Origin of the sequence: Caballeronia sp. LZ008, assembly GCF_031451435.1 — a bacterium.
In the GTDB taxonomy this organism is placed as follows: Bacteria; Pseudomonadota; Gammaproteobacteria; order Burkholderiales; family Burkholderiaceae; genus Caballeronia; species Caballeronia zhejiangensis.
Map to the genome: position 1 here is coordinate 141834 of NZ_JARUXK010000005.1, position 14695 is coordinate 156528.

The 14695-nt window shown below is 59.5% G+C and carries 13 protein-coding genes and 1 pseudogene; 11 read left to right on the forward strand and 3 right to left on the reverse strand.

Annotated features, from left to right (window positions below; all coding sequences use genetic code 11):
• Positions 1-30 precede the first annotated feature (30 nt).
• Together QCE49_RS32385 and QCE49_RS32390 are read left to right on the forward strand one after the other, a co-directional pair.
• Positions 31-1635 carry an amidohydrolase family protein gene (locus QCE49_RS32385; protein ID WP_309806820.1) on the forward strand — a complete coding sequence of 535 codons (1605 nt, stop codon included), beginning with the start codon at positions 31-33 and terminating at the stop codon, positions 1633-1635.
• Between the two features lie 7 nt (positions 1636-1642).
• Complete coding sequence (locus QCE49_RS32390) at positions 1643-2623, forward strand: GTP-binding protein (protein WP_309806821.1); 981 nt, start codon at positions 1643-1645, stop codon at positions 2621-2623.
• Between the two features lie 285 nt (positions 2624-2908).
• Here the strand turns inward: QCE49_RS32390 and QCE49_RS32395 are convergent, their stop codons facing one another.
• Together QCE49_RS32395 and QCE49_RS32400 are read right to left on the reverse strand one after the other, a co-directional pair.
• On the reverse strand, positions 2909-3844 hold the full coding sequence (locus QCE49_RS32395; protein WP_309806822.1) for a LysR family transcriptional regulator: 936 nt from the start codon (positions 3842-3844) through the stop codon (positions 2909-2911).
• Between the two features lie 114 nt (positions 3845-3958).
• Positions 3959-4711 carry a TetR/AcrR family transcriptional regulator gene (locus QCE49_RS32400; protein WP_309806823.1) on the reverse strand — a complete coding sequence of 251 codons (753 nt, stop codon included), beginning with the start codon at positions 4709-4711 and terminating at the stop codon, positions 3959-3961.
• 86 nt (positions 4712-4797) lie between these two features.
• On the opposite strand from QCE49_RS32400, the gene QCE49_RS32405 reads away from it, so the two are divergent.
• From QCE49_RS32405 to QCE49_RS32440, 8 genes and pseudogenes are all read left to right on the forward strand, one after another.
• Positions 4798-5955 (forward strand): ABC transporter ATP-binding protein, encoded by a 1158-nt coding sequence (locus QCE49_RS32405; RefSeq protein WP_309806824.1) that lies wholly within the window; start codon positions 4798-4800, stop codon positions 5953-5955.
• Positions 5956-5987: 32 nt separating this feature from the next.
• The gene (locus QCE49_RS32410) at positions 5988-7043 is read left to right on the forward strand and encodes an ABC transporter substrate-binding protein (protein ID WP_309806825.1); all 1056 of its coding nucleotides are present in this window, start codon (positions 5988-5990) and stop codon (positions 7041-7043) included.
• Complete coding sequence (locus tag QCE49_RS32415) at positions 7040-7960, forward strand: ABC transporter permease (protein WP_309806826.1); 921 nt, start codon at positions 7040-7042, stop codon at positions 7958-7960. Before QCE49_RS32410 ends, QCE49_RS32415 begins: the two co-directional genes overlap by 4 nt.
• Positions 7957-8763, forward strand: coding sequence for an ABC transporter permease (locus QCE49_RS32420; RefSeq protein ID WP_309806827.1), 807 nt, complete (start codon positions 7957-7959; stop codon positions 8761-8763). The genes QCE49_RS32415 and QCE49_RS32420 overlap by 4 nt, the downstream gene beginning before the upstream one ends.
• Entirely contained in the window at positions 8721-10415 is a 1695-nt protein-coding gene (locus QCE49_RS32425; protein ID WP_309806828.1) for a class I adenylate-forming enzyme family protein, read from the forward strand. The genes QCE49_RS32420 and QCE49_RS32425 overlap by 43 nt, the downstream gene beginning before the upstream one ends.
• A gap of 72 nt (positions 10416-10487) precedes the next feature.
• A complete protein-coding gene (locus QCE49_RS32430; protein ID WP_309806829.1) occupies positions 10488-11252 on the forward strand; it encodes an enoyl-CoA hydratase/isomerase family protein in 765 nt (254 codons plus the stop codon).
• 28 nt (positions 11253-11280) lie between these two features.
• The gene (locus tag QCE49_RS32435; protein ID WP_309806830.1) at positions 11281-12279 is read left to right on the forward strand and encodes an MDR family oxidoreductase; all 999 of its coding nucleotides are present in this window, start codon (positions 11281-11283) and stop codon (positions 12277-12279) included.
• A 74-nt stretch (positions 12280-12353) separates the two neighbouring features.
• Positions 12354-12698: pseudogene (locus QCE49_RS32440) on the forward strand (alpha/beta fold hydrolase); the annotation flags it as partial.
• Between the two features lie 240 nt (positions 12699-12938).
• On the opposite strand, the gene QCE49_RS32445 reads toward QCE49_RS32440, so the two are convergent.
• A complete protein-coding gene (locus tag QCE49_RS32445; RefSeq protein ID WP_309806831.1) occupies positions 12939-13940 on the reverse strand; it encodes an Abi family protein in 1002 nt (333 codons plus the stop codon).
• Positions 13941-14382: 442 nt separating this feature from the next.
• Here QCE49_RS32445 and QCE49_RS32450 point away from each other — a divergent pair, with 442 nt between their 5' ends.
• Positions 14383-14631, forward strand: coding sequence for a type II toxin-antitoxin system ParD family antitoxin (locus QCE49_RS32450; protein ID WP_309806832.1), 249 nt, complete (start codon positions 14383-14385; stop codon positions 14629-14631).
• The last annotated feature ends 64 nt before the right edge of the window (positions 14632-14695 follow it).

The window sequence follows — 14695 nt, forward strand, 5'->3', positions numbered from 1 at the left end:
CGCCGAGGGCACACTAACGATGGAGACGAAATGAACGCGCCCGCAGCAGAGATTGAAGTTGGCGAGGAAATGGTCGCTGGCTTTGCCAAGAAGGGATTGGGACAGGTACAGGCAGCGACGACTCGCGACCGCGGGGTCGGGCCTTTTCACAGGCTCGTGCTGCGCGGTGCGATGGTCATTGATGGCACGGGTGCCCCTCCCTGGGGGCCCGCCGACATCGTCGTCGAGGATGGGCGCATCACCCTCGTTGCCGCGGTAGGCGTTCCAGGGTTACCAATCAACCCGGCGCGTCGTCCCGAAGCTGGCGACCACGAGATTGACTGCACCGGGAAGTTCGTCACACCTGGCTTCATCGACTGCCACGCCCACATCGGTACACCGTTCCATGCAGAGAACGGCGAGATGTTGCCCGCGGACTACATCTACAAGCTATGGCTTGCTCACGGGGTAACGAGTGTCCGTGAAGCCGGTACGATGAACGGCCTTGCATGGACGCAGCAGCAGGCCGCGGCCGCCGACGAAGGCAAAATCGCCGCGCCGACGCTCTATCCGTATGTGTATTTCCCTGCGGTCAATGACTACCTGAAGACCATCTATACGCCGGAGCAAGGTCGGGAGTGGCTGCGCAAGGCACATGCAAAAGGCGCGCGAGGCGTAAAGTATTTCGGCGCACCGCCAGCAATCATGCAAGCCGCACTGGACGAAAGCAAGAAGCTTGGACTGAGGACGTGTTGTCATCATGCGCAGCTTTCTGTCGGGCGCATGAATGCTCTGCGTACCGCTCGTTGGGGCCTCACGAGCACAGAGCACGCGTATGGCATTCCAGAAGCGCTGTTCGACGGCCGCACGCTCCAGTCTGTCGGCGACGACTACAACTACAACGACGAATACATGCGGTTCGCGACTGCCGGGCAGACGTTCCTGCAAGCAGCGCGGCCGGGTAGCACGAAGTGGAATGAGGTCCTCGAGGCCTTCTTGGAAGCGGGACACACGTTCGTTCCGACCATGAACGTCTACGACAGCAATCGTGACCTTATGCGCGCCCGTCGCGCCGACTGGCATGACGAGTACACGGACAGGACAACGTGGAAATACTTCCAGCCGCAGCGCGGTGGGCACGGCGCATACTTCTACCGCTGGTCTGTGAAGAATGAAGTCGAATGGAAGGAGAGCTTCAGCATCCTTATGACCTTTCTGAACGAATACAAGAACCGCGGCGGGCGTGTGTGTGCCGGTAGCGACTCCGGGTTCATGTATCAAGTCTATGGCTTCGGTTTTGTCCGTGAGCTTGAGCTGCTGCAAGAGGCAGGCTTCTCTCCGCTTGAGGTGATGCGTGCCGCGACATCTCATGCTGCCGAACTGCTTGGTGTCGAAGACGAGGCTGGGACGCTGGAAGTCGGCAAGCGCGCAGACATTCTGATTCACGACCAAGATCCAATGACAGACTTCAAGCTACTGTATGGCACTGGCGCGGTCCGGTTGAACGAAGAAACGAACGGTCCGGAGTTCAAGCGTTGTCTGCAGAAGACCATTCGCGGCGGAATGGTGTACGACGTCGAAGAGTTGCTCGCGGACGTTCGGGAGATGGTCGCCGGTACTTGGACCGGTTCATCGACGTCTCAGGCGAGGAAGTGAGGTTGATATGCAATCCGGGTCTCAGTTTGTAATCGTCTCGGGCATGCTCGGCAGCGGGAAGACTTCACTGCTGGAGAGCCTGTTCGCGAGCGAAGATGCTTCCAATACCGCCGTAATTGTGAACGAAGCCGGTGAAATCAATATAGACGGCGCGGTGCTCTCGGAATCCGTCCGCGGTATGTCGATGGCAACGCTCAGCAACGGATGTGTCTGCTGCTCGCTGACGAGTGACCTCGTTACCACCATTCAAGACTTGATTCAGTCTCGCGAGATTGCCGGTAAGGAGCCGTTCTCTCGCATAGTGCTTGAATGCAGCGGCCTCTCTCGGCCGGGCCCGATTGTCTCGTCGTTGCAGGAACTCGCGGATCTTCGACTTAAGCTGCATCTAGTGACCACGTACGACTGTAGTCGCCCGGCCTTGCTGACAGGCGACTTCAACGATGCTGCGGCACAGCTTGTTGCGGCCAACACTATCGTGCTCACGAAAATTGACCTCGTTTCGAGTGCGAGACGTGAGGAAGCACTGGGCGCAGTCACCGCGATAAACCCTTTTGCACGGGTCGTCAACCAATTCTCTGATTCGGTACGAGCGCGTCAGGCATTCGAAGCGCCGGAGAAGGGCGGTGTAGTCTTCGGCGACACGTCAAGCGCGCCGTCCGAACGCCGGCGGCTGCTACATCCGCGCGTTCGGGTCTTCCGAGCGGAAATCCACAAGAGCCTCGAGTGGGAAGCGGCATTGGACTGGCTCGAGAATATCGCAGGCGCCCTTGGAGATCGATTGCTGCGCATCAAGGCTATCGTTCCGGGAGAAGATTCCGACGCGCGAATTCTGCTGCAAAGCGTCGGTTCGACGTTTTCTGCACCTCGGCGTCTGAGTTCGTCCACAACAGCGCCACTCGGAGCCATCATTATTGCCAGAGACTGCGGACGACAAGACTTGGAAGACGTCGCAACAGAGCACGAAGTGAATTGGTCAACCGACTATTAGTCTTTCAATGTGGGAGAGGTTGCGACCTAATTCGACGTTGTGCTTCTCAGTCTCCGGGGGCGCCATGTCGGTTCGTGACCACGTCAATCTGACGTCTTCAACACGCCACAAGACGATCAACAGAAGGCCGGGGAATGTTTAAATGAGCTACCAGCAAGTGACAGATAAAACTGGCGGCCCACGTAAAACAGAACAAGCTTTCTTGCCAACCGACGCGCATAGCGTCGACCGGTGATGGTGGAATTGTGCCTCGAAGATGGATTCCCGTTGGTTGGCAAGCTCCAATCAAGTCCGAACGATTGTCAAGCCTTCCAGAAGGGACCGCGTAGCCTCCAGTTCCTCTCGCATGCCGCCGATCAACCACTCGCCGACTTCTCGTACATGCGTCGGGGGAGCAGCACTTCGATATTCAAGAATGTAGTGCCGGTCAGTAGCGATACAGTATCTGGATGCTGGGATTACCTTTTTCTGATTAAGGGGGGCCGCAACCGCTTGCAGCCAACCTAGAACAATCCCTTGATCGAGCATTGCACTCTGAACAGAAATTCCCGCGTCTGAACAATGAACAGGCTGTATTGAAGTGGGCTCGGGCAGACCGGTTATACGAAAAAAATCTGCCCACGTAAACGTGGTCGGATCAAGGTGGATTAGGCTGTGGCCGCGACGCAGGTTCATTTCGCTGAGTGAGCCGAATTCGTCGAAGTACCGCCCGCTGCAGATTGGAATAATGACCTCCGGACAGAAATACCTCGGGCTTGTTTCCGCACCTCGCCCGTGTTTACGCAAGCCAAGGTCAGCAGCCTCAAGCGGCCCGACGCCCGTTGTCGCGGCGATTTCCAGGCGAAGGCTCACCGATGGGAACTGCTTGCGAAAATCGGAATAGCGTGGGAGCAGCCATTGCGATGCGAATCCGTTCACGACCGACACGGTGACGGTCTTGCCTTGCGCGTGTTCGCGGCTAAGTTGGTCCAACGTTCCGGCGATTTGGTCGAATCCGGACCCAACAGAGCGCAGCAACACAATCCCTTGATCGGTCAAGGTGTTCCCTGATTTCCCGCGCTCGAATAGTTTGATGCCTATTGAGTCTTCGAGCCGAGCAACCATGCGGCTGACGGCAACCGGGGTGACATTCAACTCACCGGCTGCCTTTGTGAAACTAAGATGACGCGCAGCAGCCTCGAAGACAAAGAGAGCCTGAAGCGATGGAAGTTTGGAGCGCATGGGTTACCCATTTAGTGCAAACGGTATGGAGGTTGCAATCTTTACCATTGGATGTGCAGGTTTCGGTGTTGCGAGTCACGTCATCAAGGTGTGAGTCATCCGGGCCCGCACTCTTCATGATCCATTGCCGTTCGATTTTGCGCGCGCCACGTAGGCGTCGATGACGTCCGTCCAGACCGTGGTGAGGCCGGCGGCAAGTTCATGCGCATTTTCGAATGACGACGTAAGCAACTGGTCCTGGTGAACATGCCGTTCGCGGAGCGCCTCGATCGACATCGCGATGAGCAAACGTAATGCGCCCCGAAAGTCTCGTCGCATCGACGCAGAAAATTTGACGTCGTGGTCGCGGCTCACGGCCTCAGTCACGCGCTCGACCCAAACGGCGTTCATCTGTTCGCGCATGCGAACCAGCGACGGCGTGTACGCCGAGACATGCGAAAACGCCGCGAACAATCCGGCATTGGTTTCATAGGCCTGGCAATACCAAAGGTTGGCCGCATACACCGCGTCTTTGTGCTTCGCCGCGTTCTTGCCTCGGCGCGTTGTCGGAGGTGACCAGAGCGCATTGAAAAAGCCGACGAGCACCGCTTCGATCGCCATGTCGATGTCGTCAAAGTAGTTGTAGAACGTTCCTCGCGACAGTCCGGTCTCATCGAGGATTGTTTCAATCGCAGGATGCCTTCCGGGGTCGACCAGCAGTTGCCGCGCGACACATGACATGACGGCGCAACGAGTTCGATCGCGTTTAGGCAGCGCCCGGTCCCGGCTTTTCGCGTTAAGCAGTTCGTCGAAGCGCTCGCCTTCACCGATCACCATTCCTTTGAGCGCAGAGTCGTCCGCCTGCAGCACAACTTCTTCCCTTGGCATCGCTCCTCCTTGACGACAAGGGAAAACCAGCCCTTGACGATCAAAATTTTTTTACTTACCGTCCGTAAATGACGATGTGTTCAAAAATGAACTTTGCGTCATTTTACCTCACAAAGTACTCGGCCGCACGTCATGATGATTGTGTCCATGCGGTCTTGCAAATGAGGATTTGCTACATGAAAACCGGCTCTACCATCGATTTCAACCACGTTTGCAAGCGCTATGGAGAGGTGACGGCGCTGCACGATTTCTCGCTGTCAGTCGAAGCAGGCGAATTCATCACGATTCTGGGCAGTAGCGGCTCCGGCAAAACCACCGCGCTCAACGCGCTCGCGGGTTTCATGTCGATCTCATCCGGCGATATTCGAATTGCCGGAAAATCGGTCGCGGACCTCGCGCCCGAACGTCGTAATCTCGGGATGGTGTTCCAAAACTATTCGCTCTTTCCTCATATGAGCGTAGCCGAAAACGTTGCGTTCCCTCTGCGCATGCGGGGCGTGCCCCGGAAAGACATCGATGGAAAGGTGAGGCGCGCGTTGCAGGCGGTTCGGCTCGACACATACTTCGCTCGAATGCCTCGCGAGTTGTCGGGCGGACAGCAGCAGCGTGTGGCGATTGCGCGCGCCATCGTGTTCGAACCGCCAGTTCTTCTCATGGACGAGCCGCTCGGCGCGCTGGATCTGAAGTTGCGCGAGGCGCTTCAGTTCGAGATCAAGTCGATCCAGCATCAACTGGGCTGTACAGTCGTCTACGTCACACATGATCAGCGCGAGGCGCTCGCCATGTCCGACCGGATCGTGGTGTTGCGCGACGGTTGCATCGCGCAAGTGGGCACACCGCTTGAGATGTACGACCGCCCGTGCAGCCGATTCGTCGCGCAGTTCATCGGGCAGACCAACCTGTTCTCGGCGACTGTCGATGCGCCCGGATACATCTCGATTCCCGGCCTCGGCGTGTCGTGGTCCGACGCGCGTGCGTCGAGCACGGCGGGTTCTCACTTCGTGAGCGTTCGTCCGGAACACCTCGCGCGACGTTCGTGCGGCGACGACGAGGTGCGCATCGACGTCACGCTTGACGAGGCGATCTTTCTCGGCGACGTCATCGATTTCAGCGCGCGACACAGCAGCGGCATGGCAGTGCATTTCCGCGAATCTCGCAGTCCCAGCGCCACGCAGTTGCACCGCGGCGACGCAGTTTCGCTCGCCTTTTCCCCCCGCGCGTCCGCTCTCGTTCCGGACCTTTGATTCAGCCCTTTAGGTACATATTGGAGTTGTCGATGGCATCATTTCGTAGGAATGCGACGTGCGGCATCATCGCGGCGCTTGCGCTCACGTCGGCGTATGCACAGGCGGATTCGATGGTTCTGGCTACCTATGGCGGGGCGTGGGCCAATCTTCTCAAAACCGCGTGCGGCGACCCGTTCACGAAAGCAACGGGGGTCACCGTCAATAATGCGTCTACGGGCGACTCGCTCGCGCAGATGCGCGTGCAGCAAACGACAGGCAACGTTCTCTGGGACATCTCGCCGACCGAGGGCGCGTCGTTGCCCGTCGCCGAGCGCAACAAATGGCTGCTTCCGATCGACTGGAAGGTCGTGGATCCCGACAACAAGCTGCCGGCGATCGCGCGGAAGACGTATGCGATGGGCGCGATCGCGTACACCACGGCGATCGGTTATCGGACGGACAAGGTTGCGGCGGGCAAGAAGTTCAACGGCTGGAGCGATTTCTGGGACACAAAGAACTTTCCGGGACCCCGTTCGCTACGCGACTCGCCGATGGAAAACCTCGAGTTCGCACTCATCGCAGACGGCGTGCCGGCCGACAAGGTCTATGAAGTTCTGAAGGCGCCCGGCGGCATCGACCGCGCCTTTCGCAAGCTCGACGAGATCAAGTCCGCCATCACAGTCTGGTGGACGACGGGCCAGCAGCCGGTGCAGTTGCTCGCGACGGGCGATGCCTACTATGTCACCGCCTTCAATGGCCGCATCGCGCAGTTGCAAAAAGACAAGGTTCCCGTGTCAATCGTGTGGAATGGCGGGTCGCAGATGGTCAGCTATTACTCGGTGCAGAAGGGCGCGCAGAACCCGAAAGCGGCGATGGAATTCATGAAGTTCTGCTGGAACGATCCTGAGCGCCTTGCGCAGATCGCGCGCAGCCTGCCGTATTCCGGCTTCAACGCCGATATGTACAAAATTCTAAGCGCGGATGAAGCTAAAGGATTGCCGACGGCAACTGCCAACGCATCGGTTCAGTTCACATTCGATGCCGATTTCTGGGCGGACCATCAGAAGGACGTGCTGGCGCGTTGGCAAGCATGGCGGCTGAAATGAGCACGGGGGACGCGAGCATGACTTCGACGAGAGTCATCGACGAGGCACCCGCGCGGCGGCCGGCGGGTCTCCGGCGCCTCGGTTCGTGGCGCTACTGGCCACTGCTGCCGGGCGCGTTGCTGTTCATCGCGGTGTTTCTCGTGCCGGTGGGAGAGGTGGCCGTCTGGAGCGTGCGCGGCGAGGACGGATGGACGCTTGCGCATTTCGCGCCGGTGCTCGCCGACGGCGCGTTCCGCACGATCCTGATGAGCACCCTGCGACTGTCGCTGGTCGTCGGGGTGGCCTGCGTGCTAATCGGCTACCCCGTTTCCTACTTTCTCGTCATGCGCCCGCCACGACAGCAGCGCCTGTTGCTGCTGTTCATCACGATTCCACTTTGGGTAAGCGTGCTGATCCGCACGTACAGCTGGATAGTGTTGCTCGGAAGAGAGGGGCTAATCAACAGCGTGGTCGCGGCACTGGGCCTGTCCGACACGCCGCTGCACCTCTTGTACACGCGCGGCGCCGTTTACGCGGCGATGATTCAGGTGCTGCTGCCGATCGCTATTCTGACCATGTTCTCCTCGATGTCCACCATTAATCGCTCATTGCTCAGCGCGGCGCGCATTCTCGGCGCGAGCCCGGCGCGTGCGTTCATTCGCGTGTTTCTGCCGCTGAGCGTGAGCGGCGCGGTGTCAGCCGGCGTGCTCACCTTCGTGCTCGCGCTCGGCTTCTTCATCACGCCGGCGCTCGTCGGCGGGCCGAAGGACGCGATGATCGCCAACGTGATCGCCCAGCAAATCAGCGAGACGCTCGACTGGGGACTGGGCTCGGCCCTCGGCATGACCTTGGTTGCGGCGGGGCTCTTAATCGTCGCGGCGTTCAGCGTCGTATTGCGGCGTTTTACCTTGCTATCCAGCGAAGGAGGAACGAAATGACGCCCGCCCATCCGAGTTCCGCGCGCACGTGGCTGCTGCCGGCCTATGTCGCGCTGGTGCTGGCCTTTCTCGTGCTGCCGGTGTGCCTCGTGATACCGATGTCGGTGAGCGAGACCAGTTATCTAAAGTTCCCGCCGACCGGTTTCACGCTGAAATGGTTTGCCGGCTTCTTCGCCAGTCCCGAGTGGATTGCCGCGACGATACGCAGTGTCGTCATCGGATTCTGGTCCTCGCTCTTCGCGACTGTACTGGGCACGATGGCCGCCTTTGCGCTTCGACGCTCGACGCGCTGGGACCGGCTGATCGGCGGCGCGCTCCTCAGCCCGCAAGTCGTTCCGGTCATAATCGTCGCGCTCGGCGTCATGCTCATCTTCAACCGCTTTCACCTGTATGGGTCGACCGTCGGCATCGTCATGGCGCACGGCATGCTGGCGATGCCCTTCGTCGTGGTCAACGTGGCGAGCAGCTTGCGTCAGCGCGGAGAAACACTCGCACTCGCGGCGCGCGTGATGGGTGCGGGGCCCGTCAGGGCGTTCTGGCATGTCACGTTGCCGTCCCTTCGCGCGTCAATCTCGACCTCGGCGATCTTCGCGTTCTTTGTTTCTTTCGACGAACTCGTGGTCGCGCTCTTCATCATGGGCCGCAACGAAACGCTTCCGATGCGTATCTGGGCGAACGTGCGCGACGACCTGACCCCGGTGGTCGCCGCCGTCGCCACCTTGCTGATCGTGGTCACAGTGCTGGCCGTGTCCTTGTCCGAGTGGATGCTGCACAAGCCCTCGCGCGAAATCCCGGCCGGCTAATCCTTCTTGAAAGGCTAAAGACATCCATGTTCGCTCAGTTCGATAAGGAAGACCCTGCTTCACTGCGCCGCCGCGTCGAATCCACGACGCTGCCCGAGTCCATCTATGACCAGTTGCTGGAGACCGTTGCCGCGCATGGCGACAAGCCGGCATGGCACTTCATCGACAGCGGCGAGAAGCGAAACTGGCGGGACGTGTTGAACGGCGTCGACCGCGTCGCCGCAGCGCTCGATCGCCTCGGTGTGGGGCCTGGCGCGCACGTCGCCGTGATGACTTGGAACTGTGAGGAGTTCGCGCTGACATGGCTTGCATTGGCGCGTCAACAGGCGGTCATCGTGCCCGTCAATGCCACGTACACGGCGCGCGAGATCGACTACGCGCTGGAGACGTCCGACGCGATGTATCTTGTGATCGAGGCCGAATTCCTGCCGCGTTTGCACGAAATCGCCGCTGCGCGCGTCGATCCGGCGCATGTCGTGATCGTGAACGGCGAGGCGCCACAGGGATCGCTGGCGTGGGACACGTTCGTGAACGCGGCAAAGGGAAGCCGTCCGCGCGAGATTCCTCGTCACCGCGACAATCTCATGAATCTGCAATACACGTCGGGTACCACGGGCTTTTCCAAGGCGTGCATGCTTTCGCACGACTACTGGCTCGTCCTCGCGCATACGTCGGCGCAGTTCTTCGGCACGCCGCTGTCGCGCTTTTATGTCGGTTCGAGCCTTTTCTACATGGTGGGGCAACGGATTCTCTTGAATGCAATGGTGAGCGGCGGCTGTGCAATCCTGCCGCGTAAGTCCGGGGCGAAGCGGTTCATGCGCGACGTATCGGCGCACGGATGCGACTACTGCGCGTTGTTCGACATGGTTTACAAGCAACCGCCGTCGCCCGATGACGCCGACAACATACTGAAGATCGCCACGATCTTCGCGTTCTCGCCGGCCCATCATCGGGACTTCGAGCAGCGCTTTGATGTACGGGGACAGGAGTTCTACGGAATGACGGAAATTGGCGGCGCGGCGTACATGCCGGCCGACGCGCTCGAGTTGCGAAGCGGCTCGGGCAGTTGCGGCATCGCGGCACCCTTTCGCGAGCTCAAGGTCGCCGACGAAAACGGCCAGCGAGTGAAAGCTGGCGAGCGGGGTGAATTGATGGTGCGCGGGCGCGGGCTTTTCAAGGGTTATTACAAACGGGAGGACGCGACCGCCGAATGTTATCTGGACGGCTGGTTCCGAACCGGTGACATCGCGCGCCAGGACGAAGACGGCTATCTCTACATTGTCGGCCGCCTGAAGGACATGGTCCGCCGCAATGGCGAGAACATTTCCGCGCGGGAAGTGGAAAGCGTCTTGCGCAGCATGCCCGAGGTTCAGGACGCAGCGGTCATCGCCGTTCCCGATCCATACCACCAGGAAGAGGTGAAAGCATACATCCAGCTCGCTCCGGGCCTTACGGCCGAGGCCGTTCCGCCCGAGCTCATAGTCGAGTTTTGCCGGCCGCTGCTCGCGGCGTTCAAACTCCCTCGTTACGTTGAGTACCGCGATTCATTGCCGTTGACCGATTCTCAGCGCGTGCAGAAGAAAGTGCTGCGCAGCGAGAAGGCCGACCTTCGAATCGGTGCCTACGACCTCAAGGAGCAGTGCTGGCGCTGACCGTTTCTCGTTTTTTTATCGAACCCATTCAAGACATCGCGGCGAGCCGCCGCCTGCGAAACCGGAGAAGCCATGCCCGAAATCAAGGCAGCGACACACGATGCGATTCGCATCCTCACCATCAGCAACGAAAGAAAGCGCAACGCATTCGCAGGCTCGATGTCCGACGACCTGCTGACCCTCTTCGGGCAAGCCGATGCGGATCCGGCGATTCGCGCGGTGATCGTGACCGGGGACGGCGACATCGCCTTTTCCAGCGGTCACGACCTCAACGACTTGGCGACCGGCGCGGATGCAGCCGGCACGGACGAAGGCCCCATGCTAAAGCCGATGAGCATGAAGAAACCGGTGATCGCCGCGGTCAATGGGCATTGCTACGCCGCCGCGCTGATCCTTGCGATGTCTTGCGATCTGAGGGTGGCGAGCGAGAACGCGACGTTCGGATCGCCCGGCGCGCGACTCGGCATGTTGCCTGAAGGTGGCCAGATCGGCCGGTTGCCGCTGTTGATGGGGCGCTCCGCCGCTCTTGAACTGATGCTGACGAGCGCGCCGCTGTCCGCTGCTGATGCGTTCCGATGCGGCTTCGTGAGCCGGGTGGTTCCACCCGGCCAGGCGCTCGAAGCGGCACTGTCGCTGGCGCGCGCGATTACCTCGAATGCGCCGGCAGTCGTCAGCGCGATCAAGAAAGGGGTGCTGCTCGCGGAAACCTCGGGCGTGCCGGGCGCACAGGCATTCGAACATCGCACGGCGCGCGTGCTAGAACGCGAAGCCGATGCGGTGGAAGGCGTGAAGGCCTTCCTGGAAAAGCGCAAACCCATCTTTACCAATGTCGCCTGAACGGCGTGGTCGACTCTGGAGACACCGAATGACCTTCAAGGCGATCTGTCTGCGCAAGTACGAGCAAACCGGCTTTTCGGCGAACCTCGAATCCCTCGACGATTCAGCGCTCGACGACAACCCCCTCGCGCGGGGCGATGTGCTCGTTCGCATTAGGCACTCGAGTCTGAACTACAAAGATGGTCTGGCGATCGCCAACCGCGCGCCAGTTGTGCGTCAGTGGCCAATGGTCGCGGGCATCGACGGGGCCGGCGTGGTGCTCGAATCCGCAGATCCCCGGTGGGAGTCGGGCGATCAGGTCTTCATCAACGGTTGGGGACTCGGCGAAACGCACTGGGGGTGTCTCGCCGAACGGGCCCGTCTGCCGGGGCAATGGTTGCAGCGCGTGCCGCCGCCTCTGTCTACCGCTGACTGCATGTCGATCGGCACCGCCGGTTATACGGCGATGCTGTGCGTCATGGCGCTTCAGCGGCAGGGCGTAAGGCCGGAAGACGGCGACATTCTGGTGACGGGCGCGACCGGCGGCGTGGGCACCTTTGCCATCGCGCTGCTCAGCGCAAACGGCTATACCGTGGTGGCTTCCACCGGCAAGGCACAGGAAGGTGATTTCCTCGGCGCACTCGGCGCCTCCTCGCTGATCGAGCGCGAGACCCTCTCCGTGCAGGGCAAGCCGCTTCAAAAGGAGCGTTGGGCCGGCGTGATCGACAGCATCGGATCGCACACACTCGCCAATGCGTGCGCTCAGACCCGCTACGGCGGCGCGGTCGCGGCATGCGGACTCGCGCAGGGGATGGACTTTGCCAGCAGCGTTGCGCCTTTCATTTTACGGGGCGTCAGTCTCCTGGGTGTCGACTCGGTGATGTGCCCGATGGAAGTGCGAAAGCGGGCGTGGGCTCGTCTCGCCACCGAATTGCCTCGGGATAAGCTGGCTCGCATCACCCAGACGGTGACGCTCGATCAGGCGATCGATGCCGCGCAGCGATTCGCGGAACGCTCCCTGAAGGGACGCATCGTGGTCGACGTATGAGCCGTGGTTCATTGGGACGACGTGGCGGTCGTCCACGCTCAACGGTTGCATCCAGATATATCCCTTGCCGCTTCCCTCATACGCCTTTCTACGGTTACAACCGTGCCGATGCGAAGATCTCCCAAGGCATCATTCAGAACTGGTGGCGTCAGGGCATGATGGGCAGCGCCAAAGCTCACTACGAAGGCATCAAGGAGTTCTCCGAGACCGATCATCAGGATCTGGAGGCGATTACGGTGCCGACGCTCGTGATGCAAGGCGACGATGATCAGGTTGTTCCGTATAAGAACGCAGCGCTACTTCAGGCCAAGTTGCTAAAGAACAGTACGCTCAAGGTCTATCCCGGCTATCCACACGGTATGCACACGACGAATGCCGACACGATTAACGCGGACATTCTCGCTTTCATCCGCGCGTAGCCGTCTTTCGGCGCGTCGAAGAGAGGCTTGCAGAGGGTTTTCTCTCCCTGCAATTCAACAAGAGATTCTGCAGAAAACTAACCGATCGGCGGCCTCATCCCTTCGGTATGCTAACTTGACATAACCGATATTGCCGCAGAGTTGACATAGGTGACATGGTCGTCGGTTAGAGTGGTTATCCTAAATGATGCAGGACCCGATGGGTTACTTATACGTTGACGGATTCCGGTCAACGAAGAGCTATTTCCAAAGATCAAGCGACTGCCAGCTTGGGGGAAATCCCATCGCTTCGACCGTGGCGACACCCGGACAGGTCGGAAACGAGTCAACGAGCGCCTTCAGTGAGGTTTTCCAATGGTCGTCGAAGCGCAGCGCTTGTAGCAGGTATTGGGTCACTGCCAGCGCGCCGTATACGCGATCTCGAGAATGCGCATTTTGAGGCCCTGCAAGATGCCACAGCGGATCCACCTCGTGGCGACCGGGAGGTTTTGGATTATCAGTCAGCGAGCGGTTCCATAATCGGCTGTGGTGAGCGGCAATGTTCCGTAAGTGGCTTATTGTACGCAGCCAGCTTCCAAGCAGGATGTTTCGTGGAATGCCGAGCTCCGAGGCCAGCGCCTGACGATCAGTTTGCCGAAGCCCAGAATAGTAGTACGAGAGCAGACCGAAATCCCAAACTTCAATGGAGATCCAGAGTGGCACCGGAAGTTCATACTTGCCCCGATAGTGCTTCATGAAGTCTTCTTTCGACCTAGCGATAAGCTTGTCATGTTGCTCGACCCACGTCTGGAAATTTGACTTGCGAGGCTCCTCACCCGGTAAGCAGCTTGGGATCTGACAAAACTTTGGGTCTAGAAGCGTGGGCTCGAGATAGGCGCAGGGATGCTTCGAAGCCATCTGGTAGGCGATCTTCGCTCTAAGCGCTACTTCCAGTCGCTCGATCGCCTGTATCGCGAGCAGCCGCAGAGATTGATCAAACTTGTAAAGGTCCGCAACCTGCGAAAATGTCGATCCGGGGGTGAATTCCGACAGGCGCTGCCTCGGCTGATCGTTGGTGGCCCCGTCACCATCACGTGAAGGCAGAACACGGAACGGGTAGAAATATCCACTTAACCGATAGTAGCCCAGATTCTCAAGGTGCCAGAGAGCATGCTGCTCGTCGTCGACCGTAAGACCTCGCTCCCTGAGGAGCTTCAACTGCTGGGCGTAGGTCAGGTGCGGCTTCGCGTACGGGATAGGCATCGATGTTGTTGTGGCCCGTTAACGAGAAAACCCAACCGTGCAAACTGCGCAGAGGGTTGGGCCGTATTGCTCACAATTCTAAACTAAAGGTTGAAATCGTCAATAGGATTGCCGCCGCCACCGTTTCTCGCGGGAAAGACGCACGTTGCACAGGGGAGGGCATTGATGGAGCAATGCCACGACTTCTGTGGCATTGCTCCATCAGACTGATAAAAACGAAAAGTCCGCTCTTGGACCGCTGAATCGGGAAAAAGTTCCGGGTGTGCAATAATCGAGTAATATATTTAATTTGCCCCTTTTTGTAAGCGTCGCATTTTGGACGAAGGGGGCGCGCCAGACAGGACATCGCACGCGCGAGCCGAAGCGAGCAGGATTGGATCCTACTGAGCCGAGGCTGCCATGAGAACTACGCAGCGGAAAAGCATTACGCTGCCCAACGGAGATGGCTAAGTTCGTCCGCACAAAAGCCGCAAGCGGCGATCACGCGTCAGACAGAGAGGTGCCGCGAAACGCACTTCGCGCGCTGCGCGAGGGCGACGGTGCGTTGAAGCGTGGCTGCGAAACGAAGTGGTTCCTGCAGCGCAAGCGCTTCGGGTCGATTCAAGCCGTGCACTATCAGCCGACCCGTGTCGAACTGAAAAAAGCCCCCACGCGCCGTAATGCCGTTCAGTTAAGGTCTTTTCTTAGATAGCGAACGGTGTACCGTTTAGGGCGGGATTTGACGACCCGGTCGCATGTGCGTCCGGGTCGTTTTT